Raw genomic sequence first — 22,728 nt, 5'->3', positions numbered from 1 at the left:
GGACGAGGCCCCCACCGGGCCGGGCGCCGGGGACGAGGGCGACACGGCGGCGGGCGGCGGCCCCTGCGGGCCGGGGCCGGTCCTCACGAGCCGGCCGCGGCGGTCCGGTGGTACAGGGTGCCCCCGCTCCAGACCCGGTCGACGGCCCCCCAGGCGAGCGCGGACGCCACGTCGGGGAAGAAGCCGCTGCCGTTGAGGTTGGCGCTGGTGTTGCAGAGCACCGGCACGCCGCTGAGCCGGTGGTATTCCGTCAGGATCCCGGCCAGGACGGGGTCGTCCTGTGCGGCGACGGTCTGGAGCCTCGCCGTGCCGTCGAGGTGGACGACCGCGGGGACGCGGGAGAGCCACTCGGGCCGCACCGCGTGGTCGAACAGCATGTGGGGGTCGGGGGTGCCGGGGTCGAAGATCGCCGGTGCCTCCTCCACCAGGCAGATCGGGGCGACCGGACGGTAGTGCTCGCGCCCCTTGATCCGGTTGAGCGCGTCCTTGGTCTCCGCCCGGGTCGCCGCGGCGAGGATGCTGCGGCCGCCCAGGGCCCGGGGCCCGAGTTCGGCGCGGCCGTCGAGCACGACCACCGGTTCGCCGGTGTCGTGCAGTACCCGGGCCAGTTCCTGCGGGGTGCAGGGCCGGGCCGTCCAGCCGTCGGGGAGGCCGGGGGCCAGGCCGCCGTCCGTGCCGTCGACAGGGAGCCCGGGGGCCGGGCCGAGGGCGGGGCCGAGCCTGGGGTGCCAGTCGATGGGCCGTATCCCGGTGTGCCGGATCATGCCGAGGGCGGCGGCGCCGATGGCGGATCCGGCGTCGTTGGGGAACGGCGGGACCCACATCGCGCCCACCAGCGGCAGTGCGCGCAGGGCGCTGTTCCACTTGATGTTCAGGGCGCAGCCGCCGGCGAAGCACAGGTTCCACGGACCGTCGCCCTTCCAGCGGCGGATCGTGGCGTCGAGCCGTTCGGCCAGGAGTTCCTGGAGGAACAGGTGCACGGAGGCCAGCACGTCCTCGTCGGGCAGGCCGAGGGGTTCCACCCGCTCGCGCACGGTGCGGTAGAACGCGTGCAGCGGCGGCATCGAGGGCTCGAAGAGGCTGCCGAACCCGCCGACGGCGCCTCGGTACCGCACGGCCTCGGCGGTGTCGCTCTCGAAGGACGCGTGGAAGGTCTCGCGGAGCACCGCCAGGACGGGCGGCCGGGGCTCGCCCAGGGCGATGTAGGCCATCAGTTTCCCCGCCACCGACAGGTCGTCGACGGTGTCGGACTGGTTCGCCCGGCGGAACGGGCCGAAGTGGTGGCCGGCCGTCGCGTAGGTGTGCCCGATCAGGGGGAACAGCGAGCCGCCGTTCTCCACCCCGGTGGCCGGGTCGACCCAGTAGAGCCGGGGGAACATGCCGCCGTCCCAGATCAGCACGAACGAGGGCTCGCCGTGCCGGGCGAAGGCGCTGGAGCAGTAGGTGCTGAGGACGTGGCCCGCCGCGTGCGTGTAGCTGGTGTAGGGGCGGGCCCGGCCGCCGACGGGGATGTCGCCGGTGACCGAGGGGCTGACCAGGTCCGGGGAGTGGACGGACTCGCGGTAGGGCCCGACGGCGAGTTCGACCGGTACGCCGCCCACGGAGGTCTCGACCGTCCCGGGCTTGTCGCCGTCCCAGCCGTCGACGACCCAGGCGTGGACGTCGGAGGGCCGGTAGCCGAAGGCGGCGAGGACGTCCGGGACGACGTCGAGGTCCGAAATGGTGCTGTAGCGCGGGTTGTTCGCCAGTTTCTCCATCTCGACGCTGAAGACCAGCCGGCCGTCCTCGACCAGGGCGACGGCTCCGTCGTGCGTCAGCTTGAGTCCGCATACGATCATGCTCTTGGGCTCCTCGCAGAGTTGTGGTGAACGCGGTGTCGGCCCGGGAAGGCACGCCGGGGCGGTGGCAGGGCCGGGACGGCTGTCAGGTCCGGCGCGGTGCGAAGCCGAGGCCGAACGGCTGGTCGGTGGGCATGATCTCGACCATGTTGACGTTGACGCGTGGCGGGCGCGACAGGCACCACACGACGGTCTCCGCGATGTCGTCCGCCGTCAGTGGGACGACCCCGTCGTAGAGCCGCTCCGCCCGCTGCTCGTCCCCGTCGTACCGGACCAGGGCGAACTCCGTCCTGGCCATCCCGGGGGCGATGCAGGTGACCCGGACGCCGGTGCCCGCGAGGTCGGTGCGCATGCTCAGGCTGAGCTGGTGGACGAACGCCTTGGTCGCGGCGTAGACGTTCCCGCCCGAGTAGGGGTAACGCGCAGCGATGGAACCGATGTTGACGATGTGTCCGCGCCCGCCGGCGATGAGCCGGGGGAGCAGCAGCGAGGTGGCGTTGAGCACCCCGGTGATGTTGGTGTCCACCATGTCCCGCCAGTGCCCGGGATCGGCGTCCTGGATCGGGCCGAACCCGCGTGACAGGCCGGCGTTGTTCACCAGCGCCACGATCGGCGGACAGTCGTCCGGGAGGCCGTCCAGGGCCTTCTCCAGCTCGTCCCGGTCCCGGACGTCCGCCGTGACCGGGAGGATGCGGCCGCGCTCCGCCGACGCGGACAGGGCGTCGAGGCGCCCGCCGCGCCGGGCCACGGCGACCACGGTGTGGCCCGCCTCGGCCAGCAGTTGGGCCGTGCGGTGGCCGAACCCCGATGAGGCCCCCGACACCATGACGGCGCCGTCTTCCAGAGTGTTCATGTCCCCTCCATCCCGCGAGCCGACCGACCTGTGGTGTGGTCCGCGGGCTACAGCGGGTCGTAGCTCATCAGGAGCATGTCGCGGGTGCCCGGGCCGGCGGCGGGGTCGGCGACGGATACGTCCCCCACCCCGTGCCGGATCCGGACGTCCTCGCCGTACAGGGAGTCGAGGTGCGCGGTGAAGAGCTTCTCGGTGATCGGTTCCCCCTCGGGGCTGTAGACGGAGGTGAGCCCTCCCGCGATGTTGCGGCGGTCCACCATGTGCAGGCTGATGAAGGTGCAGCCGTCCCGGTGCACGCCCTCGGGTGTCGGCCTGCCCGCCTGGTCCGCGCGGGCGACGATGCGCACGCAGTGCGCCTGCACGGCCCAGCGCCGCACCTGCGGCAGCGGCAGCCGGCCGACGTTGAAGGCGATGAGGGCGGACAGGAACGGGTTGAACCGGACCGTCGCGTCCAGCTCCTCGTACTTGCGCGTCCGGCCGCCGGCGAAGGGGTTGTTCTCGCGGGTCTGGAAGTAGCCGGGGTTCTCGGTCACGGCGAGCTCACCGGTGCCGGTGTCGTACGCGTACCGGGTGTGCCGCCGGTAGCGGTAGCTGCCGCCGTCCGGCAGGTACGGGTCGGGCGGCAGGTCGTCGTACGACGCGGCGAAGGCGGCGACGCCGTCGCGGGCCGTCCCGGTGAGGCGGAAGTCGGCGCCGTCGACGATGGAGAATCCCGTGCGCACGATGTCGCCGGTGACGTCCACCGAGGTGGCGATGGCGGGGTCGGACAGGATGTGCATGAGCTGCTCCGGGCAGGGACGGACGGATCAGAGACGGTTCGGGGCCTGGCGGTTCAGGGTCCGGCGGACCGGGGGCCTGGCGGTTCAGGGTCCGGCGGACCGGGGGCCGGGCGGCTCAGGGCCGGACGAAGTGGACCAGCAGCGCCAGCCGGTCCTCGGGGCAGTCCTCCGCCACCGGCGGCACCCCGTGCCACGAGTGGTCGGAGCGGACGAGCACCACCGAGGTGCCCAGGAGCGGCGGGACGCGCCGGGCGCAGTCGGCGAGGCGCGGTCCGCGCAGCACGTGCAGGTCGCCGTTCCACTCGGCCCGCCAGGCGCGGTTGAAGTAGAAGAGGTGGGTGACCGCCTTGTCGGGGCGGTCGGTGTGGGGCTCGATCCAGCAGGCCCGCGCGTAGCGGGTCATCCGGGCCTCGACGGCGCAGTCGTCGAGGCCCGTGCCGGTGAGCGCGGACAGCGCGGCCCGGTACTCCTCCGACAGGACGTCGCCGACCAGCCGCTGCCAGGTGTCGGATAGTTCGGCCACGCCCTGCGGGTCCGGTGTGCCGTCGGCGACCAGCGTCCGGTTGTGCATCAGGTACTTCTTGCCGCCTTCGGTGTCCGCGCGCCGCTCGTGGCGGGTGAACCCCGCCGCGGTGAACTCCTCGCGCAGGGCGCGGGCCGAGGCGTCGTCGGTGAAGGAGCGCGTCAGCACCGCGTGCTCGTACGGGTCGCGGAGCAGCTCGGCGCCGGCGAGTGCGGGGATGTCGATCACGGACATGGTCGGGTCCTCTCCTGGGGCACGCACTGGTCGAAGGGCCGCGCTCCGGCGGGTCGGGGTTCGAGGACCCGCGATCCGAAGACCCTCGGTTCGAAGACCCGCTCCCCGGCATCCCGCCTGGTCCCCGGCGACAGCCCGTGCCCTTCGAGGAAGGCGCCGACGGACCCGTGCTCCCGTTCGATGCCGTCGAGCAGGGCGCGCATGGTCACCGCCGGGCTGGCGGTGCGGGCCCGGAGCTCGTCGAGGGAGCCCTGGTAGGACCACTCCGGGCGGGGGTCCCCCGGCCGCAGCGCCCGGTAGGCCCGGCCGGTCAGCGCGTAGTCGTTGGTGACGTCCGCGAGCCGCACGCCCAGCCCCCGCAGGACCAGCGCGCAGACCACGCCGGTGCGGTCCTTGCCGACGGTGCAGCAGACGTAGACCGGCGCGGTGCCGGCCCGCGCCAGCAGCTCGACGACCTCCACGGCGACCGGCGCCGCGATCTCCAGCATGCTGCGGTAGTTGGCCAGGTAGGCGCTCTGGGCCGGGCGGGTGGTGCCCCGGATGCCGCTCATGTCCCCCCACACCGGGCGGCGCAGCACCCGGGCGCGGGTGTGGCCCGGCCCGTCCACCACCTCCCGCTCGGCCTGCTGACGCAGGTCGACCACGGTCCGCACGCCCAGCGCGTCCAGGGCCGGCGCCGTCCCGGGGGAGGGGGCTGGGCCGCGCAGCAGGACCCCTCGGCGCAGCCGGGTCCCGCGCGGCCCGGACAGGCCGCCGCTGTCGCGGACGTTGGGCAGCCCGGGCAGGGCGATCGTGCGGGTGCCGGCCGCGGACCCCGGCGGGCGTCCGGACAGCTCCCCGGCAGACGCCCCGGCCGGCTCCCCGATCGGCCCCGCAGCCGGCGCCCCGGCCGGCTCCCTGCTCGGTTCCCTGCTCGACGGGGCGCTCACTCGGCGAACCCTTCCCGCCAGGTCCGGAGCAGGTCGACGACCCGGTCCACGGTCGGCCCGTCGGCGACCGCGATGCGCAGGGCCGCGGGCAGCCCGGGCAGGCCCGACAGGTCGCGGATCACGATGCCGTGCTCGTGGAGGTGGCCGGTCGCCGACGCGGCCTGCCCGGGGCCGGGGACGTCCCAGGTGACGAAGTTCCCGCCGCCGGGCCGGGACCGCCACCCGGGCAGCGCCTCCTCGACCCGCTCGGCGAACCGGGCCCGCAGCCCGCGGACCTCCGCCCACACCTCCTCGAAGACCCCGTGCCGGCGCAGCGACCCCTGAAGCAGCGCCAGGGCGACGGCGGACACCGGCGCCTCCGGGTCCAGGTCGAACAGGTGCCGCGCGGTGGCGGGGTGGGCGACGAGCACGGCGATCCGCGCACCGGAGAGCCCGTAGCACTTGGAGAAGCTGTTCACCCGCACCACGTGCCGCAGGCCCGTGAGCCCGCGCACCAGCTCCTCACCGCCCTCGGTGAAGGCGAGGTAGGCGGTGTCCAGGACCAGCAGGCTGCCGTGCGCCCCGACCGCCTCCGCCAGCTCCGCGAGCTGCCGCGCCTCGTGCACCTGGCCGGTGAGGCTGTGCGGCTGCGTGACGACGACGAAGGCGGGCGGGCCCTGACGGAGCCTGGGCAGCAGGTCGCCGAGGACGAAGCGGCCGGTCGCCGGGTCGGCCGGCACCGGGTCCGGTTCGCAGCCGGCGATGCGGGCGAACTTCGACCAGCCGTCGTAGTTCGGGTGGTGCAGCACGATCCGGGTGACCGAGGGGAACGCCCGGGTCAGCAGGCCCAGGCCCGGATCGGAGCCCGCGGTGAGGACCAGGGAGTCGGGCGTCGTCCCCAGGCGCTCGGCGAGCATCGCGTAGGCGGGCCGGTAGTCCGGGTAGGTCAGGACGTCGACCGGGTCGAGCTGCCCGAGCGTCTGTGCGTGCACGGCGGCGGCCCGGGGGTGGAGCAGGCCGCAGCTCTTCAGGTTCACCTCGCCGGGGCGGCGGGTGCGCCGGTTGCGGAACAGCCCCGCGCTGGGGCGCAGGAACGGCGAGTCCAGGGTGCCCGGACCGCCGGGCAGGGTGTCGAGGGTCATGACGCCACCCGCACGGCCGCGCCGTCCTGTGCCCCGATGCCCTGTGCCCCGATGCCCTGTGCCCCAATGTCCTTGGCCGCGCCCTCCGGCGCGCGCTCCGGGACCTTCTCGAAGACGGCCGTCACGTCCGGCTGCCGCCCGAACACCACGTCGTACGCCTCGCGCAGCTCCTCGGCGTCGAGGTTGTGGGTCCCGGGCACGAACAGCTGGCGGTTGAACGCTGCCATCTCCTCGTCCGTCATGTCCGCACGGGTGGCCTCCCAGGGCGTGTACACGGTGGGCCGGGACCGGCCGCCGAGCTCCCGCACCTTGGCGACGGTGCGGCGGACCCCGGCGGTCGAGCTCCCGGGAAGGCCCACCATGACGAAGCAGTTGAGCTCGATCCCGGCGGCCGAGCACCAGGCCGACAGGTCGTCCAGGTCCTGTTCGGACTTGCGCTTCGACCGGGGCAGGGCGTCGTGCCCCTCCGGGTCGAGCGTCTCCAGGCCGACGCTGATCCGGATGCAGCCCGCCCGGCCCATCGTCGCGACCAGGTCCGCGTCCAGGTGGTGCAGCGTGGTGGCGCACTTCCACGGGTACGGCGAGCCGAGCCCGGTGAGCCGTTCGCACAGTTCCGTCGTCCAGCGGCGGTCCAGGGTGAACGTCGGGGCGTAGAAGGCGACGTACTCGAACGGCGCGGCGTCGAAGGACCGCTCGATGTACTCCAGCGTCCGCGCCACCGTCAGCCGGCGCTCCCGCTTGCCGAAGATGGGGTGGACCTCGCAGTACGAGCAGCCGATCGGGCAGCCCCGGGCCGCCGGGACGACCAGTTCGCGCCGCCGGGGGATGCCGCAGAACTTGTTGGCGTCGTCGTGGTACAGCTCGTCGTAGCGCTGGTACGGGATCTCGTGCGGCTCGGGCAGGTGCCACTGTTCCGAGGGCAGGACGGTGCCCGGGCGGGCGGGGGCCGCCCAGCCCTCCGGGCGGCGCAGGTGCACGCCGGGAGCCGTCTCGGCGAGGCCCCGGAAGACGTCCACGGCCGCGGCGACGCCCGCCTCGAAGTCCCCGTTCTCCACGACCGCGTCGAGCGCGAAGGTCCGGAAGTACGCGGGGTTGACGCCGCTGAGCCGGCCGAAGGTGACGATCCGGGCCCGGGGGCTGAGCGACCGGGCGTACGTCACGAACCGGCGCAGCCCGTCGACGCCGTCGAAGTCGTTCATGACGGCGATCACGTCGTACTGCTGCTGGAAGAGGTCGTTCCCGACGTCCTTCCAGGTGAGCCGCCGGACGCTGGCGTCGACCGCCGTGACGGTGGCGCCGGGCAGGACGGCCCTGAGGTGACCGGCGACCTGGTACAGCGCCAGGTGGTGCCCCGCGTTGAAGTAACTGAGCACCTGGGGCGGCCAGATGACCAGCACCCGTGTCGGGTCGTCGTGGCCGGGCCGTGGCGGCCCGGCGGTGTCGGCTCGTTCGGACATGGATCGCTCCTTCGTCAGTTGCCGGACGGTGCGGTGGAGCCGGTCGCCCGCGACATCGCCGCCGGCATCGCGCGGGGTGTGCGCGCGGTCGCCTTCCAGCGGTCGGGGACCGCGTTCCGCCGGTCCTCCCAGACGACGTTGTCGTCCCACCACTGCTCGACCTCGCGCATCTCGGCCGCGGTGTCCGGGCCGGAGAGGGAGAAGACGACCTCCGCGACGTACGGCCCGAGGGCGGTGGAGCCGTCGTAGGCGCGGCCCTCCTCGCCGGGGGCCGAGTAGCTGAGCGTCGCGGGCAGCGGGCAGTGCCGGGGCAGCCGGCGCAGGACGCCGCGGGCCGGGGGGAACCGGGCGTAGCCCTGGCGCTCCCCGGTGGGCGCGACGACGACCCGGTCGCCGAGCCCGGCCTGCCCGAGCAGGCTCGCGCCGTGCAGGTTCACGCCGAGCGTGGCCTCGTGGGTGTCGACCATGCGGGAGCCGCCGGCCCGGCAGGCCGCCTCGCACACCACCAGGCGGTCGTCCGGCGTGTGGAAGACCTCGACCTGGAAGGCGGTCAGCCCCGGGGTGGGCGGCAGGGCCGCCACGACGTCCGCCGCGGTGCGCCCGAGGCGCGCGGAGAGCGGGTGCGCGTCGGACATCATGCCGCTCATGCCCGGCGCGTCGAACGCCACCGAGAACCAGTCGGAGTAGGGGTGGCAGGACGGCTGGCCCAGGACGATCCGTCCGTCGTCCATCAGACCGTTCACCTGGTAGAAGTCGCCCTCGACCCAGGCCTCGGCGAGCTGCGGCGCGCCGGGCCGCCCCGGGTCCCAGCCGGCCGCGAAGCCGTCCAGCCCGGCGCGGTCCCAGAGCACCCGGGTGCCGTTCGAACCGCCGGCGTCCAGGCGCTTGACCACCACCGGGAAGCCGAACTCCTCCGCGAAGCCGGTGAGGTCGCGGACGCTCCGGAGCCTGCGCATCGGGGCCACCGGCACCCCGGCGGCGGCCAGCAGCGACTTCATCACGTACTTGTCGCGGTAGGCGGTGGCGGCCGGCACGTCCTGCCCCGGCAGCCCCAGCCGCTCGCGGAGCCGGGCGGCCCGCAGCACGTCACGTTCGCCCGTCGACAGGACGCGCCGCACCCCGAAGCGCTCCGCCAGCGCCGCCAACTCGTCCTCCACGGACGGGCCGTCGAAGGAGTCCAGCAGGTGCAGGTGCCGGAAGTCCCGCGCCCGGTCGGCGGCGTCCGCTCCGGCCAGGGCGCCCGGCGTGCTGACCACGACCAGGTCCTGTCCGGCGTCCGGGAACCACTCCGGCAGGCGGTGCAGGATGCTCTTGGTGTTCAGCAGCAGGTACGGCGGCCCGTCACTGGACGGCACATCGGCTCCTTCGGGTCATGGGGCGGAACTGCGGTCGCTCGGCGGCCAGTTGCCACTCGGCGAAAGCCCGTCACTCGGCGGACGTTCCGTCACTTGGTGGACGTTCCGTCACTTGGTGGACATCTCGGCGCGGTACCGGTCGACCCGCTCGAACCAGTACTCCACCTGCACCGTCAGCCGGGTGACGGGGTTCCCGGGCGCCACCCGCGAGACCGAGTGCCAGGACCGGTCGGTGGGCACGAAGGCGAGGAACTGGCCGGGCCTCGGCGGAAGGCTCAGCACCGGCTTGTCGGCGGACCGTCCGGTGGCCCTGACCTCGAACTCCCCGCCCCCCTCGGTCGGCCAGTCCTCGTTCAGGTAGAGCAGGGCCGTGATGGCCTTGTCCGTCTTGTCCTTGTGCGGGGAGAGGTAGTCGCCCTCGCGGTGCGTGTAGACCCCGATGTCCAGGTACAGGCCGTCGAGCTTCACCCCCGTGCCCGCCGACAGCCAGTCGGTGAACCGGCTGCCGGTCAGGTCCGCCAGGAGCGAGGACCAGGCGGGCGGCAACTCGTCGGCGACCGCGGTCCGCCGGCCGTTGAGCATCAGGTAGAACAGGTTCATCCGGTACTGCTTCTCGTGTTTCGGGTCGTTGCGCGAGATGGACGCGGCGCGCTCCAGCGGAACGGTGGAGTAGAGCCCGGCCACCTCCTCCCGGGGCAGCGTCTGCTGCGCCAGGTGGATCCGGTACGGGGATTCGATGCGCGCGAAGACGGATTCCGTGTCGAACAACGTAGACCCTCCTTGGTCTGCGGCCGCGACGTCGTGGCGGGCACCGGAACCACCGTCCGTCACGCCGTCGCCCCGGCCGAGGCGGTCCGTCGACCGTTGCCACGAGTCTGCGCCGGGCACCTTGCCGAGGCCTCGCCCGTCCGCTGCGGGCCACCTTGCCGATCCCTTGCAGCCGGGGCCGCCCCGGCTCACCGGTCGGGCCCGCCCCGGTTACCGGGTGGTGGCGTCCCGCCCGTGGCCGGCCGGGTCGTTGAAGGGCAGCCGCTCGCTGAGGTACGCGTACTCCCCGCGCAGGCTCACCTCCATCGCCAGGCGGCGCAGGGTCGCCGCCTCGTCCTGGAGGAGTCCGGCGGTGTGCTGGGACTGGGCGAGCAGACCCAGGTGCAGGGTGCGGCGCAGGGCGGTCCCGCTGTCGCGCAGGTCGGCGACGGCCGACTGGATCAGCGCGATGCCGTCGCCCGTGCCGGGTCCGTCGTGCCTGCCGTCCCCGGGGGCGGCGGAGTGCGCGCGGGCCCAGCCCTGGCACACCTGCAGCATGGCGGTCCAGTAGCGCAGCCCGTGCGCGGCGGCCGTCTCCAGGCCCAGGGCGGCGGACCGGGCGGCGGTCCCGGCGTCGCCGGACAGCGCGGCCAGCAGGGCGTGGAAGTAGCGGGCGAGCGCCCGGTCGGCGGGCCTGGCGGCGCCGTCGGTCAGGACGAGCAGGTCCTCGCACTGCTGCCGGGCCGCCGCGCGGGAGCCCAGGAGCCACAGGGTGAGCGCGCGGTAGCCGCGGCACGGCAGCCGGGGGTCGTGCAGCAGGACCGGGGCCAACGCGGCGCGCTCGTACGGGGGGAAGCGGTCGGCCACCTCACCGGCCCGGTCCAGGTGCGCCAGCGCCTCGGTGTACTGGCCCCGCACGTGCAGCAGGACGCCCATGCCGTACGAGGAGCAGAGCACCGCCATCGGGTCCCGGGTGGCCTCGGCGATCCTCCGCAGCTGCTTGGCGGAGCGCATGGACCTGCCGTAGCGGCCGGTCACCAGCTGCGCGCGGCACCGCTCCCACAGCAGGACGGACTCGTCGGCGGGGCCCGTGAGTGCGGGGCCGTCGGCGGGGCCCACGGAACCGCCCGCGTCGCTGCCCGTGAAGGTGTGCGGGACCGGGCCCCGGTGGGACGCGGTCTCGGCGCCGGAGTGCCCGTAGCCGCGGGTGGCCGCCAGGACCCGGGCCAGCCTGTGCCGTACGGACAGGGCGAGTTCCGCCGCGCCCGGATCGTCCGCCGACAGCCACGGCAGGAGGTGCAGGGCACGCCGGAGCCACATCTCGGACTCCTCGTACGCCAGCCGCAGACCGGCCTGCTCGCCCGCCCGGAGCAGGTGCGGCACGACCTGGCCGGCGGGCAGGACGGGGGAGGCCTCCCACGCGTGGTGGGCGATGCGGTCGGCCTCCCCGGCGGAGTCCTCGCGGCAGGCGCCCAGGACGTCGGCCGTCCTCGCGTGCAGCCGGACCCGCTCCTCGCAGCGCATCTGGCCCAGCAGCGCCTCCCGGACGATCGCGTGGGTGAAGGAGAACCGGCGGGGATCCCGGGGGTCCTTGCGCAGCAGGCCGGCCCGGACGGCCGGCTCTATCGCGTACGCCAGGCTCTGCCGCTCGTCCAGCACCTTCTTCAGCAGGCCGAGGTCAACCTCGGGGCCGAGCACGGCACAGCCGTGCAGCACCCGCAGGACCGGTTCCGGCAGGGCGGAGAACCCGCGCCGCAGCACGCCGTTCACGCCGGCCGGGATCTCGGCGAGGGCCGCCGGCGCGCCCTTGCGGTCGAGGAGCCGGCCGCCGTCGATCAGCAGGGAGAGCAACTGGCCCAGCAGGTACGGGTTTCCCCCGCTGCGCTCGTGCAGCGTGCGGACCACGTCGGAGCTCACCTCGGCACCGGCCTGGGCGGTGGCGAGCACCCCGACCGCCCGCTCCGACAGCCCCTCCAGGCGGACCGTACGGGTCCTGGGGCTGTCCAGGATCTCGCTGGTCGGCTCGTCGAACGGCGGCTCGATGCTGATGCCCGACTCCCGTACCGTCACCACGATGCCCAGCGGCCGGCCGTGCGTACGGGTGCTGAGCATCCTGAGCAGTTCCAGCGACGGGGGGTCGGCCCAGTGCAGGTCCTCCAGGGCCAGGAGCAGCGGGCGCCGCGCGACGACGGCGAGGATCGCCTCGCAGACGGCGTCGTGGGCGAGGAAGCGCGTCCGGGGCCCGGCGGTGCCGTCCGGGGCGGTGGCCGCGCCCTGGTCGTCGGGCCGTAGTGGTCCGAGCGGGTCGCCGAACCGCGTCCGCGCCGCCCGGAACTCCTCGGGACGCGCGGCCTCCAACTGGCGGAGCACCTGCAGCCACACCCAGTAGGACGGAACGCCCTCACCGCTCCAGCAGCCGGCGCGGACGACGTCCACCCCGGCGCCCTCCAGCCGGGCGGCGAGTTTCGCGAGCAGTTCGGTCTTGCCGATGCCGGCCTCTCCCCGGACCGCCGTCAGGTGCCCCCCGCCGGTCAGGGCGCAGTCCACGAAGGAGGCCAGCGCGACGAGTTCGCGCTCCCGGCCCTCGAAGGGGTGGTGGACCGGTGTGCCGAGGGCGGGCAGGCGGTGGGGCGGCGGGCGGTGCGGCGGTTGGTGCGGCGTTGTCGGGGCGGTCGGGGCGGTCGGCGCGGTCGGCCGTTCCGCCGGATCGGTGCGCGGCGGTGTGCCGGCCGCCTCCGTACGGGCCGCCTCCGTACGGCCGGTCGCCATGCGGCCCGCGGCCGGCGGAGCGGGGGCCTGGCGGAGGATGTCGACGTGGATGCCCTGGAGTTCGGCCCCGGGGTCGACGCCCAGTTCCTCGGCCAGGTAGGCGCGGGTGCGTTCGTACAGCCGGAGCGCCTCGGCCTGCCGCCCCGACCGGTACAGCCCGGCCATCAGCCGTCCGACCAACCGCTCCTGCGCGGGGTACCGGCGCGCGTCCCGTTCGAGGGCCGACACCACGAGGTCCGGCTCGCCGAGGGCCAGCCACGCCTCGGCCTGGATCTCCACGGCCTCCAGCCGTACGTTCTCGAGGCGGGCGCCCTCCTCGGCGAGCTGGGCGTAGGAGGTGAGTTCGAGGAAGGGGCTGCCGCGCCACAGCGCGAGTGCCTCGGCGAGGCGGTCGCGCGCCGGTTCGTAGCGGCGCGCGGCGGCGTGCCGCCGTCCGTCGGCGACCAGCCGTTCGAAGCGGTGGATGTCGATCAGCTCGGGGTCGAGCGTCAGGACGTAGCCGGGGGGACGGTGGCGGAGGAGGGAGGCGGCCTCGCCCGCTCCCGCCGCCGGGGCCGGTCCCGTTCCCGGGGCCAGGGCGCGGCGCAGGTGGGAGATGTACGTCTGCAGGGTGGCGGAGGGGTGCTGCGGCGGGCGTCCGCCCCACAGCTCCTCGATCAGCTCCTCGGCCGGGACCACCCGGCCGGGCCGGGCGAGCAGCAGCCCCAGGACCGCCCGGTGCCGGGGCGGACCGAGCGGCAGCTCGCGCCCCCCGCGCAGCGCCGTCATCGTGCCGAACGCCCGGAGCGAGAGCCCGTCGCCATCCGTGCCGTCCCGCGCCGTCCGTCCGTCGTACTGCTCGGGCACGGTCGCACCCCGGGGCGGCGCCGCTGCGGCCCTGCGCCGCACCAGGTCCTCCGGCAGGTACCCGTGGCCCCGCGCGGCGGCGCGGATCGCCTCGACGAGCCGGGCGGAGGTGGCCTGGTGACGCCGGATCACGGTGGTGGCACCGGTCTCCAGCACCAGGTCCGGCCGGTCCCCGTCGACCTCCCCGACGACCAGCACCAGCTGACGTCCGCCCCCGGCGGCCAGCTCGCGCAGCCGGGCCGCCGTCGGAGCGTCCAGGCGGTCGACGAGGGCGACGGCGATGGACTCGCCCTCCCCGGGCGGCCGACCCTCCGCCCGGACCACCGTCATGTCGTGCTGCCGGGCCAGGTGGCCGACCACACCCGCGCGGGACAGCGGGTCGCCCTCGTAGACGGCGACCGTGATGCCGGGTCTGGGGGTGGGCGTGGGTGTGGGTGCGGGGATCCCCGACAGGTGCCGGGTGGTCGGTGCCGGCCCCCGTCCGTCCTGGGGCACCTCGTCCCGGGACACCTCGTCATGCGGGGACAGGTCGTGCGGAGACAGGTCGTGCAGCGCCATGGTTATCCCTTGGTCATACCCGTCGTCAGGGCCGTTTCGCGAGAGCCTGACAACCCCTGCATGCCCATGACGCACCCCGGGGATGCGGACCGGTCCAAGTCGCGTGACCGGGCGGGAATCCGTCGGCCGCGGCGCCGCCCGCCGGGCGTCGGCGCACCCGCCGCCGAGGAGCCGGCCGGCGGAAGGTGCCGAGGTCGGGGCGGTCGCGGCGGGTCCGGAGGCCCACGCCGGGGACGGTCGGAGCCCGGTCCGGCGGCACCCGACTGGTGAACGCCGGCCGGGTGTCCGTTCGACCACGGAGGGATGGCGCCGGAGGCCGTGCGCCCCCGAGGGCGTACGGCGGGCGAACCGGCGGCCGCGCCGGGCGGCCGCCGGTTTCCGGGCCCGGTGCTTCCCGTTTCAGTGCTTCCCGGCGTCCTTGACCTTCTCGGCCGCCTGCTTGAGGTCGGCCTTCATCTGCTTGCCCCGGCCCTCGGCCTCGACGACCCGGTCGCCGGTGACCTTCCCGACGGCCTCCTTCGCCTTGCCCTGGGCCTTCTCCGCGACGTTGCGCATCTTGTTCTCGGTACCCACGGGGTGCACTCCTCTCGTGATTCCGTTCCGGGGCCGTGGCGGCCCCGGTGCCGCGTGTGCCCGGGACGGGCACTTCCACACCGGCCCTGCGGGACCGGCTCCCGACCGGTGCCGCTTCCTGCCCGGAGCCTCTGCCCGGAGCCCCCTGTGCGTCGCCCCTGCCGTCGGCGCGTGTAGCCGGGGCCGGGGCGGGCAGACGCGGACCATGGACCACCCGGAGGGAGTGTCGCGGCCGGCCGCAGGGGCGAGGCGGCTCGGTTTCACCGGCACGGAGGGCGCGGTCCGGCGCAGCCGTGAGTTCAGCCGGGAGGCGATGTGGTCCTGGCGGTGGCTGCCGACGGCCGACACCGAGCAGCGGGCCGTCTCCGAGGACGTCCTGCTGATGGTCGCGGAACTGGTCGGCAACGCCTGTCTGCACGCTCCCGGCGGCCCGCGCGAACTGCGGCTGGACTGGGACGGCTCCCGACTGCGGGTGGAGGTGCTGGACGACAGCCCGGTGTCGCCGAGGCTGCGGCGCGGTGCCGGGCCCGGTTCTCCGGCCGGGCCGGGGCCTCCGGGCGGGCACGGCCTGCGGGTGGTGGACCGGCTCGCCCGGGCGTGGGGCTGCGAACCGGAGGGCGGGGGCAAGCGGGTCTGGCTGGAGGTGCCCTCCCCGCTCCCGCCCGCCCGACACGCCCGCCGCCCGGCCTGACGCCACGGGCCCGCGACGCCAGGCCGGGCCGACGCCGCAGGCCCGTCCGGGCCGACGCCGCAGGCCCGTCCGGGCGGACACCGCAGGCCCGCCCGGGCGGCGATCTCCTTCGCCCGTTCCTCGCTCCCGCTCCGGTCGAGCACGCCCTCCCTGATGTTTTCGTACTGGCGTTCGCGTTTGGGGCTGGATCCTCGGGGCATAGCCGCGCCTCCTCTCGTGTGCCAAGTCGTCGCCCGCACGCGTTTACCCGAACAAAACCGAACAAACCACCCAATACGTGAATTCGGCGTCGTATGTCGGGTAGAACACCCGTGCAGTGGCCGGGCGCACCATCCGGCCCGTTCCCGCACCCCACACCGGGGGTGCCACCGGGACCTTCGCTTGCCGAAGCCGGGCACAGGTCCTGGGGGAAGAAGCCCCGCCGCGCGGGCACGACGAGCCCGCCGTGGCGCCGGGCGCTCACCCCGATGCCCAGGAGATTCACGTGTCCACTCCGCTGGAGACCGTTCAGCACGTCCGCACGGAGGCCGGGAAGCCGCCGTGCGGTCCACCCGACCTGCCGCCGAGGCCGACCCCGGCCGAACTGCGCACGATGGGGAAGCCGGAGGCCCGCGAGCTCAGCGACGCGCTGTTCGAGCGCCTGGCCGGGCTCGCCCGCGAGACGCACGCCTACAGCTACGTGCGCGGCACGATCATCGAACTCAACATGCCGCTGGTCCGCTTCATCGCGGCCCGGTTCCGGCACCGGGCCGAGGACATGGACGACATCGTCCAGGTCGGCACGGTCGGCCTGATCAAGGCCGTCGACGGCTACGACCCGTACCGCGGCGTCGAGTTCCTGACGTACGCCATCCCCACCATCACCGGCGAGATCAAGCGCTTCTTCCGGGACACCTCCTGGCCGGTGCGGGTCCCGCGCGGCATGCAGGAGCTGTACCTGAACGTCGCCCGGGGCTCCGACCGGCTGGAGCAGCGGCTCGGCCGCCTCCCCCGGCCCGAGGAGATCGCCGAGGACCTGCACCTCACCCTGGAGGAGGCGATCGAGGGACTGGTCGCCGGCCGGGTGTACCGTCCGAACTCGCTGGACGCGCTGCGCGACCAGGACACCGACGAGAGCGGCGGCGCACTGCTGGACCGCCTCGGCGGCCGCGACCCCGGCATCGAACTCGCCGACTTCCGCACCGCCGTACGCCCGCTGCTCGCCCGGCTGCCGCGCCGGGAGCAGACCGTGCTGAAGCTCCGCTTCTGGGACGGCTGGACGCAGTCCCAGATCGCCGAACGGGTCGGCGTCTCCCAGATGCACGTCTCCCGGCTGCTCACGGCCACCCTGGCCCGGCTGCGCGAGCAGCTGGACGACAGGGACGCCCCCGGGTGGCAGGAGGATCGCGCGGCCGGCTGCGGCCGCCGGGCCGGTCCCGGGGCGTTCGGGGCCGGTCCCGGGAAGGCGCGGGGCCGCGAGGGCAGGGGGCCGCGAGAGTGCGGGGCCGCGAGGGCGCGGGGCCGGTCGTAGGCTGAGCCCATGAACGACCGGCCGGCAGGCTCGGGGTGGACCTTCCTGACCAACCACGCTCGGGTACTGGTGCAGATCGCCAGGGACCCGGGCATCAGGGTGCGCGACATCGCCACCCGGTGCCTGCTCACCGAGCGGGCCGTGCAGCGGATCATCGTCGACCTCGAACAGGCCGGATACCTCACCCACGAACGCCGGGGCCGTGCCAACCACTACCAGGTGATCGCGGGCAAGCAGCTCCGCCACCCCGCCGACGCGGGCCCGACCCTGGCGGAGCTGCTGGCCGTCCTGCTGCGCTGACGGACCGAGGCTTGGGACGGGTCGTGACCGGTCACCGTCGGATCCGGGGCCGGGTGCGGGCGTTCGTCACCACCGGTACCACCGGCGGCGGCTGCCGCCCCCGCTCCCGGTGAAGACGAAGCCGAGGACCCACACCACCAGGACGGCGAGCGCGATCCACCACAGGATGTGGATGGCGAACCCGGCGCCGCCGAGGATGAGCGCGAGCAGGAGGACGAGGACGAGGAGAAGCATCGGAATCGGCCTTTCGTGCGGAACGGAACGTTCGAACCCCGCGTGTGCCCATCCGGTCCCGGTCCATGCACGGCCGTACGCCCCGGTCGACGGCCCCGCCCCGGGCGGCTGCGGTGAACGGGACCGGGACGGGTTCGGGGACGGTTCGGGGACTACCCGCCGGGCGACGGGGTAGCCGCCCGCACGTGCCCGCACCCGCGGGCGTACGGAGGGGCCGTACCAGGCCTCCCCGGGCTCCACCGGGCCGTGCGGACGATCAGCCCGCACCCACCCTGACCCGCTGCCGTGCCCCAGCCCCCGGCCCGGGCGGCTGCCCTGCCCGCTCCTCGCCCTACCGTGCCGGGGTGTGCTCTCCCCGGGGCGCTCCCACCGGTGTTCCCGTCTCCCCGTCCGCCGTGGGGCGCGGGGTGACCCGGGCGACGGCCTCGTGGACGGGGGTGGGCCCGGAGATGAGTTCGAGGACGCGTGGAGCGGAGGCGCGCGCGGTGACCAGGTCCGCGAGGACGGCGGCGACGTCCGTCCGGTCGATCTCGCCCGGGCCCGTGCGCTCGGCGAGGTGTACCAGGCCGGTGCCGGGCCCGTCCCGGAACCAGGCCGGGCGGACCACGGTGCAGTCCAGGGCCGCGCGGGACAGCAGGTCCTCGTCGGCCCGGCCCTTGGCCCGGAGGAAGGTCTCCACCAGCGGGTCGGACGGGTAGTCGATGGCCGGGTCCGCGCCCATCGCGGAGAGCATCACGAAGCGGCGCACCCCGGCGAGCCGGGCCGCCTCCGCGAGGGTGAGCGCCGCGTCGTGGTCGACCGGATTCGCCTGCCCGGGGGCGTCGCCGCGGCCCGCGCCGGCCGCGAAGAGCACCGCCCGCGCGCCGGTGAGCAGCCGCGCGAGCTGTTCGGCGCCGGCCGACGCGAGGTCCGCGACGGCCGGTACGGCGCCGGCGGCCCGTACGGTGGCGGCCTGTTCGGGGCGCCGGACGATCCCGGACACGCGCACCCCCCGGGCCGCCAGGAGACGTGACGTCAGAAGCGCGACCCTGCCGCGGCCGCCCGCGATGACTACCGACATGCCGGACACGATAGGGGCTGGGCGCCCGCCCGCCGGGCAGCGCCGCACCGCCCGAGCCGGACGTCTGCCCAGTGCGGACGGTGCGGGTAGTGCGGGCGGTGCGGTCCGTCGGGCCCGCCGCGTTCGTCGGGTTCAGAGCCGGGTGGCCAGCCAGCCGGCCACGGCCGCCATGGTGATGAGCCCGGCGTTGAGGCCGATCCGGCGGTCATCGCCCGTCAGGTGGACGGCGATCGCACCGGCTTGCAGGACGACGAGGCCGATGGCGGCGGCCGTCGCCAGCGAGGGCGCGATGCCCGTCAGCGGCGGCAGGACCAGGCCGGCCGCGCCCAGTACCTCGACCGTCCCCAGCACCCTGACGGCGGGCAGGGGCACGCGGTCGACCCAGGCCATCATCGGTCGCAGCCGGTCGCGGTCGCGGACCACTTTCAGCGTGCCCGCGTAGAGGTAGAAGAGCGCGAGCAGTCCCGCGACGATCCAGTAGGCGGTGTTCATGGCTCCTGTTCAGGTTCCCGTTCATGGGCCACCGGTTCCCGGGGACCCGTTGACGTCTTCAGGCGAGGTCGGCAGCCGGCTCGGCAGCCGGTCCGTCGGCGGGCTCGGTCGCGTAGCGGATCATCGCGTCGGCGTTGACCTGGGGCGTCAGCGGCCGGCCGTCGGCGAGCACCTCCTGGAGGTCCCGGAAGTACTGCACGTACAGGTCCGGCGTGAAGGTGCTGAGCATGACGGCGGGCCGGTCGGTCGGGTTGGCGAAGGTGTGCGGGGTGCCGGGCGGGACCATCACGAACGTGCCCGTGGTGGCGTCGTGGTCCTCGTCCCCGACGGTGAACCGCACGGTGCCGGAGAGGACGTAGAAGCCCTCGTCGTGTCGGGCGTGGCGGTGCTGCGGCGGCCCCTGGGTGTGCGGGGCGAGGACGGACTCGGCGATCGCGAGGCGGTGCCCGGTGCGGCTGCCGTCCTCCAGGACGCGCATCCGGGTGGTGCCCAGAACGATCGTCTCGCCCTCGCCGGGCCCCACCACCGACACGGCGGGGGCGGCCTGCGACTCGCTGGTCTTCGCTTCTTCGGTCATGCCCCCAAGTGCACCGCCGGGGTCCCGCGGCTGTCCAAGACCTGTCCCACGGCGCCGATACCGTGCGGGTATCGTGGCAGCGTGGAGCTACGGACCCTGCGCTATTTCGTGGCCGTCGCCGAGGAACTCCACTTCGGCCGGGCCGCCACCCGACTGCACATGACCCAGCCGCCGCTGAGCCGGGCGGTCAAGCAGCTGGAAGCCGACGTCGGGGCCCCGCTGTTCGCCCGCTCGCCGACCGGCGTCACACTGACCCCCGTGGGCACGGTGCTGCTCGACGAGGCACGGTCCCTGCTCGACCACGCCGACCGCGTCCGGGAGCGCGTGAGCACGGCGGCCGGCGTCGCGACCATCACCGTCGGCATCCTGGGCGACGGCACCGACCCGGGGGTGTCCCGGCTGGCCGCCGCCTACCGCCGGCGCCACCCCGGCATCGACATCCGCATCCGCGACACCGACCTGACCGACCCGACCTGCGGGCTGCGCGCCGGACTGGTCGACGTCGCCCTGACCCGGGCGCCGTTCGACGAGACCGCCCTGACGGTGCGGGCGCTGCGGACCGACCCGGTCGGCGTCGTGCTGCGCGCCGACGATCCGCTGGCCCGCCGCGACCGGCTGCGGCTGGCCGAACTCGGCGACCGCCGCTGGTTCCAGTTCCCGCAGGGCACCGACCCCGTCTGGCAGTCCTACTGGAACGGCGGCCGGCCGCGCGAGGGCCCGGTGGTGCGCGCCGTCCAGGAATGCCTCCAGGCCGTGCTGTGGAACGGCACGGTCGGCCTGGCCCCGCTCGGGCACGACCTGCCCGCGGAGTTGGCCGTGGTGCCGCTGACCGACATGGCGCCGAGCCGCGTGGTGGCGGTGTGGAACGAGGGCGACACCAACCCGTTGATCCGGTCCTTCGTCGAGATCGCGACAGCCGCGTACCGGCACTGACCACGGGCGCCGGCACCAGGCGCCCTGGTACCGGAACCCGTCGTCCGGTCAGCTGGGGGAGAGCAGGCAGAACTCGTTGCCCTCCGGGTCGGCCAGGATCGTCCAGGAGATCGTGGACTGGTCGACACCGGGGTCGGTGGCGCCCAGGGCGCGCAGCCGGGCCTCCTCCGCAGCCGGGTCGTCACCGCGGTAGGGCCTGACGTCGAGGTGGACGCGGTTCCACCCGACCTTGGCGTCGGGATTGCGGAGGAACTCCAGGTACGGCCCGACGCCTTGGGCGGATCGCATGGTCGCGTGGTCGTCGGCGACCTCGTGCACCGTCCAGTCCATCGCCCCGCCCCAGAACCGGGCCATCTCCCGGGGATCGGCGCAGTCGACCACCACGGCGGCGATCGGCCCGGTGTCCCCGTAGACCGGCCGGGGGTCCAGCACGCAGAACTCGTTGCCCTCCGGGTCGGCCATCACCGTCCAGGGGACGTCGCCCTGCCCCACGTCGGCGAGCGTCGCGCCGAGGTCCTTCAACCGCGCCACCAACTCCGCCTGGTGGGCGGCCGAGGTGGTCGCCAGATCGAGGTGCACCCGGTTCTTCACCGTCTTGGGCTCCGGGCGGGCGACGAGGTCGATGCAGACGGCCGCAGGGTCGGGGTAGTCGAAGCCCACGGGTTCGAGGTTGGTCACACCGGGCCCCTCGCTGTCCACCCCCCACCCGAGCGCCTCCGCCCAGAACCGCCCGAGCGCGGAGTCGTCCCGGGCCTTCATGTTGATCTGCACAAGTCGTGTTGTCATGGCCCAGATCCTAGAAGCCGCCCCCGGCAGACGGAGGCCGGGGCCGGGGGCCTCCTCGCGTTCTCGCAGTCACTCGACCGGAGGCGCTATCTGAAGGCGCATTCCCTCGTAGACCTGTTCTGCGCGCTGATCACCGCCCCTGCGGGGGTGCTCGACTGGCGCAGTGAGTACCGGAACCTGACGTACGAACCCGTGGACTGCCCCGAGCCGGTCCGGGCCGCGCTGCTGGGGTTCCTCGATGAGTTCGGGCTGTGCTTCGGGGCATTCGACTTCGCCGTGGCCCCCGGGGGTGAATGGTGGTTCCTGGAGTGCAACCCGAACGGTCAATGGGCGTGGCTGGAGCACGCGGCGAGCCTGCCGATCACGTCCGCCATCGCCGATCTTCTGGAGAACGGAGTGACCGAGTGAACGAGTCCGAGGGGCTGCGGGCGGTGCTGGCCGCGCAGCTCAAGCAGGCCGGGGTGATCCTGGCCGACGAGTGGGAAGCGGCGGTGCTGGCCGTCCCGCGTGAGGCGTTCCTGCGGGACGGCTGGTTCGAGTACGACGGCGACGGGTGGTATCGGCCCGTGTCGCTGGAGAGGTCGCCCGAGTTGATCGGCCGCGTGTACGAGGACGACACGTTGGTGACGCAGCTCGCCGGCAGTGTGGTGCCCCGACAGGTCGAGGGCCGGTTGGCGCAGGTGCCCACGTCGTCCTCGACGCTGCCCGGCCTGGTGGTCCGGATGCTCGAGGACCTGCGGGTGCGGTCCGGCATGTCCGTACTGGAGGTGGGTACCGGCACCGGCTACTCGACTGCTCTGCTGACGCATGTCCTCGGGGACGACCGGGTGACGTCGATCGAGGTGGACGCGGACGTGTCGGCTCGGGCGTCCGTGGCGCTCGGCGGACTCGGCTACCGGCCCGAGCTGGTGACCGGTGACGGGCTCGCCGGTCACCCCAAGGGGGCGCCGTACGACCGGATCATCGCCACGTGCGGGGTCCGGACCGTGCCCGCCGAGTGGATCGCGCAGACCCGGCCGGGCGGCGAGATCCTGGTGACCGTGGGCGGCTGGATGAACGCTTCCGAGCTGGTGCGGCTCACGGTGGCCGAGGACGGCACGGCCGCCGGCCCGGTGCTCGGCGGTGGTGTGTCGTTCATGCTCGCCCGCCCGCACATGCCCCCGCCGCTCGGCATGCTGCCCGCGCTCGACCGGGGCGAGGCCCGGCCGGCGGGCATCGGCGCTGACGTGCTCGACGGGTGGGCGGCCCGGTTCGTGGCGCAGTTCGCCGCGCCCACGGCGCAGTACTTCGCCATGCCCCGGAACGGGCGTACCGAGCACGTGCTGGTGGACGTGGACGGCGGCTCATGGGCCGTGGTGTTCGAGGACGGGGGCCGCTGGCTGGTCCGGCAGGGCGGGCCGGTCCGGCTCTGGGACTCCGTGGCCGAGCTGATCACCCGGTGGCGCGCCGCGGGTGAGCCCACGGGCGAGCGGCTGCGGATGGTCGTCGGCGCCGAGGGCCGGCGGATCGAGTGGGACTGATCCCCATCCCCCATCCGAGCGCCACCGCCGGGGGAGCCTGCGG

The 22,728-nt window shown here is 74.5% G+C and carries 22 protein-coding genes; 6 read left to right on the top strand and 16 right to left on the bottom strand.

Features of this window, described 5'->3' with window-relative positions; all coding sequences use genetic code 11:
• Positions 1-83: 83 nt before the first annotated feature.
• The 11 genes from ACFQ6N_RS03895 to ACFQ6N_RS03845 form a co-directional block, all read right to left on the bottom strand.
• Entirely contained in the window at positions 84-1,838 is a 1,755-nt protein-coding gene (locus ACFQ6N_RS03895) for a carbamoyltransferase N-terminal domain-containing protein (protein WP_380646665.1), read from the bottom strand.
• Positions 1,839-1,923: 85 nt separating this feature from the next.
• Positions 1,924-2,691 carry an SDR family NAD(P)-dependent oxidoreductase gene (locus ACFQ6N_RS03890; RefSeq protein ID WP_380646664.1) on the bottom strand — a complete coding sequence of 256 codons (768 nt, stop codon included), beginning with the start codon at positions 2,689-2,691 and terminating at the stop codon, positions 1,924-1,926.
• A 47-nt stretch (positions 2,692-2,738) separates the two neighbouring features.
• Complete coding sequence (locus tag ACFQ6N_RS03885) at positions 2,739-3,470, bottom strand: 2OG-Fe dioxygenase family protein (RefSeq protein WP_380646663.1); 732 nt, start codon at positions 3,468-3,470, stop codon at positions 2,739-2,741.
• Between the two features lie 115 nt (positions 3,471-3,585).
• Positions 3,586-4,227: a 2OG-Fe(II) oxygenase gene (locus ACFQ6N_RS03880; RefSeq protein WP_380646662.1), complete on the bottom strand. Its 642-nt coding sequence runs from the start codon at positions 4,225-4,227 to the stop codon at positions 3,586-3,588.
• The gene (locus tag ACFQ6N_RS03875) at positions 4,218-5,156 is read right to left on the bottom strand and encodes a tyrosine-protein phosphatase (protein WP_380646661.1); all 939 of its coding nucleotides are present in this window, start codon (positions 5,154-5,156) and stop codon (positions 4,218-4,220) included. Before ACFQ6N_RS03875 ends, ACFQ6N_RS03880 begins: the two co-directional genes overlap by 10 nt.
• Positions 5,153-6,277: an aminotransferase class I/II-fold pyridoxal phosphate-dependent enzyme gene (locus ACFQ6N_RS03870; RefSeq protein ID WP_380646659.1), complete on the bottom strand. Its 1,125-nt coding sequence runs from the start codon at positions 6,275-6,277 to the stop codon at positions 5,153-5,155. The genes ACFQ6N_RS03875 and ACFQ6N_RS03870 overlap by 4 nt, the downstream gene beginning before the upstream one ends.
• A complete protein-coding gene (locus tag ACFQ6N_RS03865) occupies positions 6,274-7,734 on the bottom strand; it encodes a B12-binding domain-containing radical SAM protein (RefSeq protein ID WP_380646658.1) in 1,461 nt (486 codons plus the stop codon). Before ACFQ6N_RS03865 ends, ACFQ6N_RS03870 begins: the two co-directional genes overlap by 4 nt.
• Before the next feature lie 14 nt (positions 7,735-7,748).
• Positions 7,749-9,089 carry an acetyl-CoA carboxylase biotin carboxylase subunit family protein gene (locus ACFQ6N_RS03860; RefSeq protein WP_380646657.1) on the bottom strand — a complete coding sequence of 447 codons (1,341 nt, stop codon included), beginning with the start codon at positions 9,087-9,089 and terminating at the stop codon, positions 7,749-7,751.
• A 108-nt stretch (positions 9,090-9,197) separates the two neighbouring features.
• The gene (locus tag ACFQ6N_RS03855) at positions 9,198-9,857 is read right to left on the bottom strand and encodes a 2OG-Fe(II) oxygenase (RefSeq protein ID WP_380646656.1); all 660 of its coding nucleotides are present in this window, start codon (positions 9,855-9,857) and stop codon (positions 9,198-9,200) included.
• Positions 9,858-10,067: 210 nt separating this feature from the next.
• Positions 10,068-14,009 carry a BTAD domain-containing putative transcriptional regulator gene (locus ACFQ6N_RS03850; protein WP_380646655.1) on the bottom strand — a complete coding sequence of 1,314 codons (3,942 nt, stop codon included), beginning with the start codon at positions 14,007-14,009 and terminating at the stop codon, positions 10,068-10,070.
• A 399-nt stretch (positions 14,010-14,408) separates the two neighbouring features.
• The gene (locus ACFQ6N_RS03845; RefSeq protein WP_380646654.1) at positions 14,409-14,582 is read right to left on the bottom strand and encodes a CsbD family protein; all 174 of its coding nucleotides are present in this window, start codon (positions 14,580-14,582) and stop codon (positions 14,409-14,411) included.
• A gap of 205 nt (positions 14,583-14,787) precedes the next feature.
• Here ACFQ6N_RS03845 and ACFQ6N_RS03840 point away from each other — a divergent pair, with 205 nt between their 5' ends.
• From ACFQ6N_RS03840 to ACFQ6N_RS03830, 3 genes are all read left to right on the top strand, one after another.
• Complete coding sequence (locus tag ACFQ6N_RS03840; protein ID WP_380646652.1) at positions 14,788-15,273, top strand: ATP-binding protein; 486 nt, start codon at positions 14,788-14,790, stop codon at positions 15,271-15,273.
• Positions 15,274-15,757: 484 nt separating this feature from the next.
• On the top strand, positions 15,758-16,783 hold the full coding sequence (locus tag ACFQ6N_RS03835) for a SigB/SigF/SigG family RNA polymerase sigma factor (RefSeq protein ID WP_380646651.1): 1,026 nt from the start codon (positions 15,758-15,760) through the stop codon (positions 16,781-16,783).
• Positions 16,784-16,792: 9 nt separating this feature from the next.
• Positions 16,793-17,083, top strand: a complete 291-nt coding sequence (locus ACFQ6N_RS03830) for a helix-turn-helix transcriptional regulator (RefSeq protein WP_380646650.1) — start codon at positions 16,793-16,795, stop codon at positions 17,081-17,083.
• Positions 17,084-17,149: 66 nt separating this feature from the next.
• Here the strand turns inward: ACFQ6N_RS03830 and ACFQ6N_RS03825 are convergent, their stop codons facing one another.
• The 4 genes from ACFQ6N_RS03825 to ACFQ6N_RS03810 all read right to left on the bottom strand — a co-directional run bounded on the left by ACFQ6N_RS03825 (position 17,150) and on the right by ACFQ6N_RS03810 (position 19,446).
• Entirely contained in the window at positions 17,150-17,317 is a 168-nt protein-coding gene (locus ACFQ6N_RS03825) for a hydrophobic protein (RefSeq protein WP_380646649.1), read from the bottom strand.
• A 331-nt stretch (positions 17,318-17,648) separates the two neighbouring features.
• The gene (locus ACFQ6N_RS03820; protein ID WP_380646648.1) at positions 17,649-18,377 is read right to left on the bottom strand and encodes an NAD(P)H-binding protein; all 729 of its coding nucleotides are present in this window, start codon (positions 18,375-18,377) and stop codon (positions 17,649-17,651) included.
• 132 nt (positions 18,378-18,509) lie between these two features.
• Complete coding sequence (locus tag ACFQ6N_RS03815) at positions 18,510-18,869, bottom strand: DoxX family protein (RefSeq protein ID WP_380646647.1); 360 nt, start codon at positions 18,867-18,869, stop codon at positions 18,510-18,512.
• Positions 18,870-18,927: 58 nt separating this feature from the next.
• Positions 18,928-19,446, bottom strand: a complete 519-nt coding sequence (locus tag ACFQ6N_RS03810; RefSeq protein ID WP_380646646.1) for a cupin domain-containing protein — start codon at positions 19,444-19,446, stop codon at positions 18,928-18,930.
• A gap of 81 nt (positions 19,447-19,527) precedes the next feature.
• On the opposite strand from ACFQ6N_RS03810, the gene ACFQ6N_RS03805 reads away from it, so the two are divergent.
• Complete coding sequence (locus tag ACFQ6N_RS03805; protein ID WP_380646644.1) at positions 19,528-20,379, top strand: LysR family transcriptional regulator; 852 nt, start codon at positions 19,528-19,530, stop codon at positions 20,377-20,379.
• 48 nt (positions 20,380-20,427) lie between these two features.
• Here the strand turns inward: ACFQ6N_RS03805 and ACFQ6N_RS03800 are convergent, their stop codons facing one another.
• The gene (locus tag ACFQ6N_RS03800; RefSeq protein WP_380646643.1) at positions 20,428-21,165 is read right to left on the bottom strand and encodes a VOC family protein; all 738 of its coding nucleotides are present in this window, start codon (positions 21,163-21,165) and stop codon (positions 20,428-20,430) included.
• Positions 21,166-21,312: 147 nt separating this feature from the next.
• On the opposite strand from ACFQ6N_RS03800, the gene ACFQ6N_RS03795 reads away from it, so the two are divergent.
• Both ACFQ6N_RS03795 and tgmC read left to right on the top strand, forming a co-directional pair.
• Positions 21,313-21,573, top strand: coding sequence for a hypothetical protein (locus tag ACFQ6N_RS03795; RefSeq protein ID WP_380646642.1), 261 nt, complete (start codon positions 21,313-21,315; stop codon positions 21,571-21,573).
• The gene (gene tgmC / locus ACFQ6N_RS03790; RefSeq protein ID WP_380646641.1) at positions 21,570-22,685 is read left to right on the top strand and encodes an ATP-grasp peptide maturase system methyltransferase; all 1,116 of its coding nucleotides are present in this window, start codon (positions 21,570-21,572) and stop codon (positions 22,683-22,685) included. The genes ACFQ6N_RS03795 and tgmC overlap by 4 nt, the downstream gene beginning before the upstream one ends.
• Positions 22,686-22,728 lie beyond the last annotated feature (43 nt).

Origin of the sequence: Kitasatospora sp. NPDC056446 (genome assembly GCF_042796115.1) — a bacterium.
GTDB lineage: Bacteria > Actinomycetota > Actinomycetes > Streptomycetales > Streptomycetaceae > Kitasatospora.
Note: the sequence above shows the minus strand (reverse complement) of the source record. Positions and strands in the feature narration are given on the sequence as shown.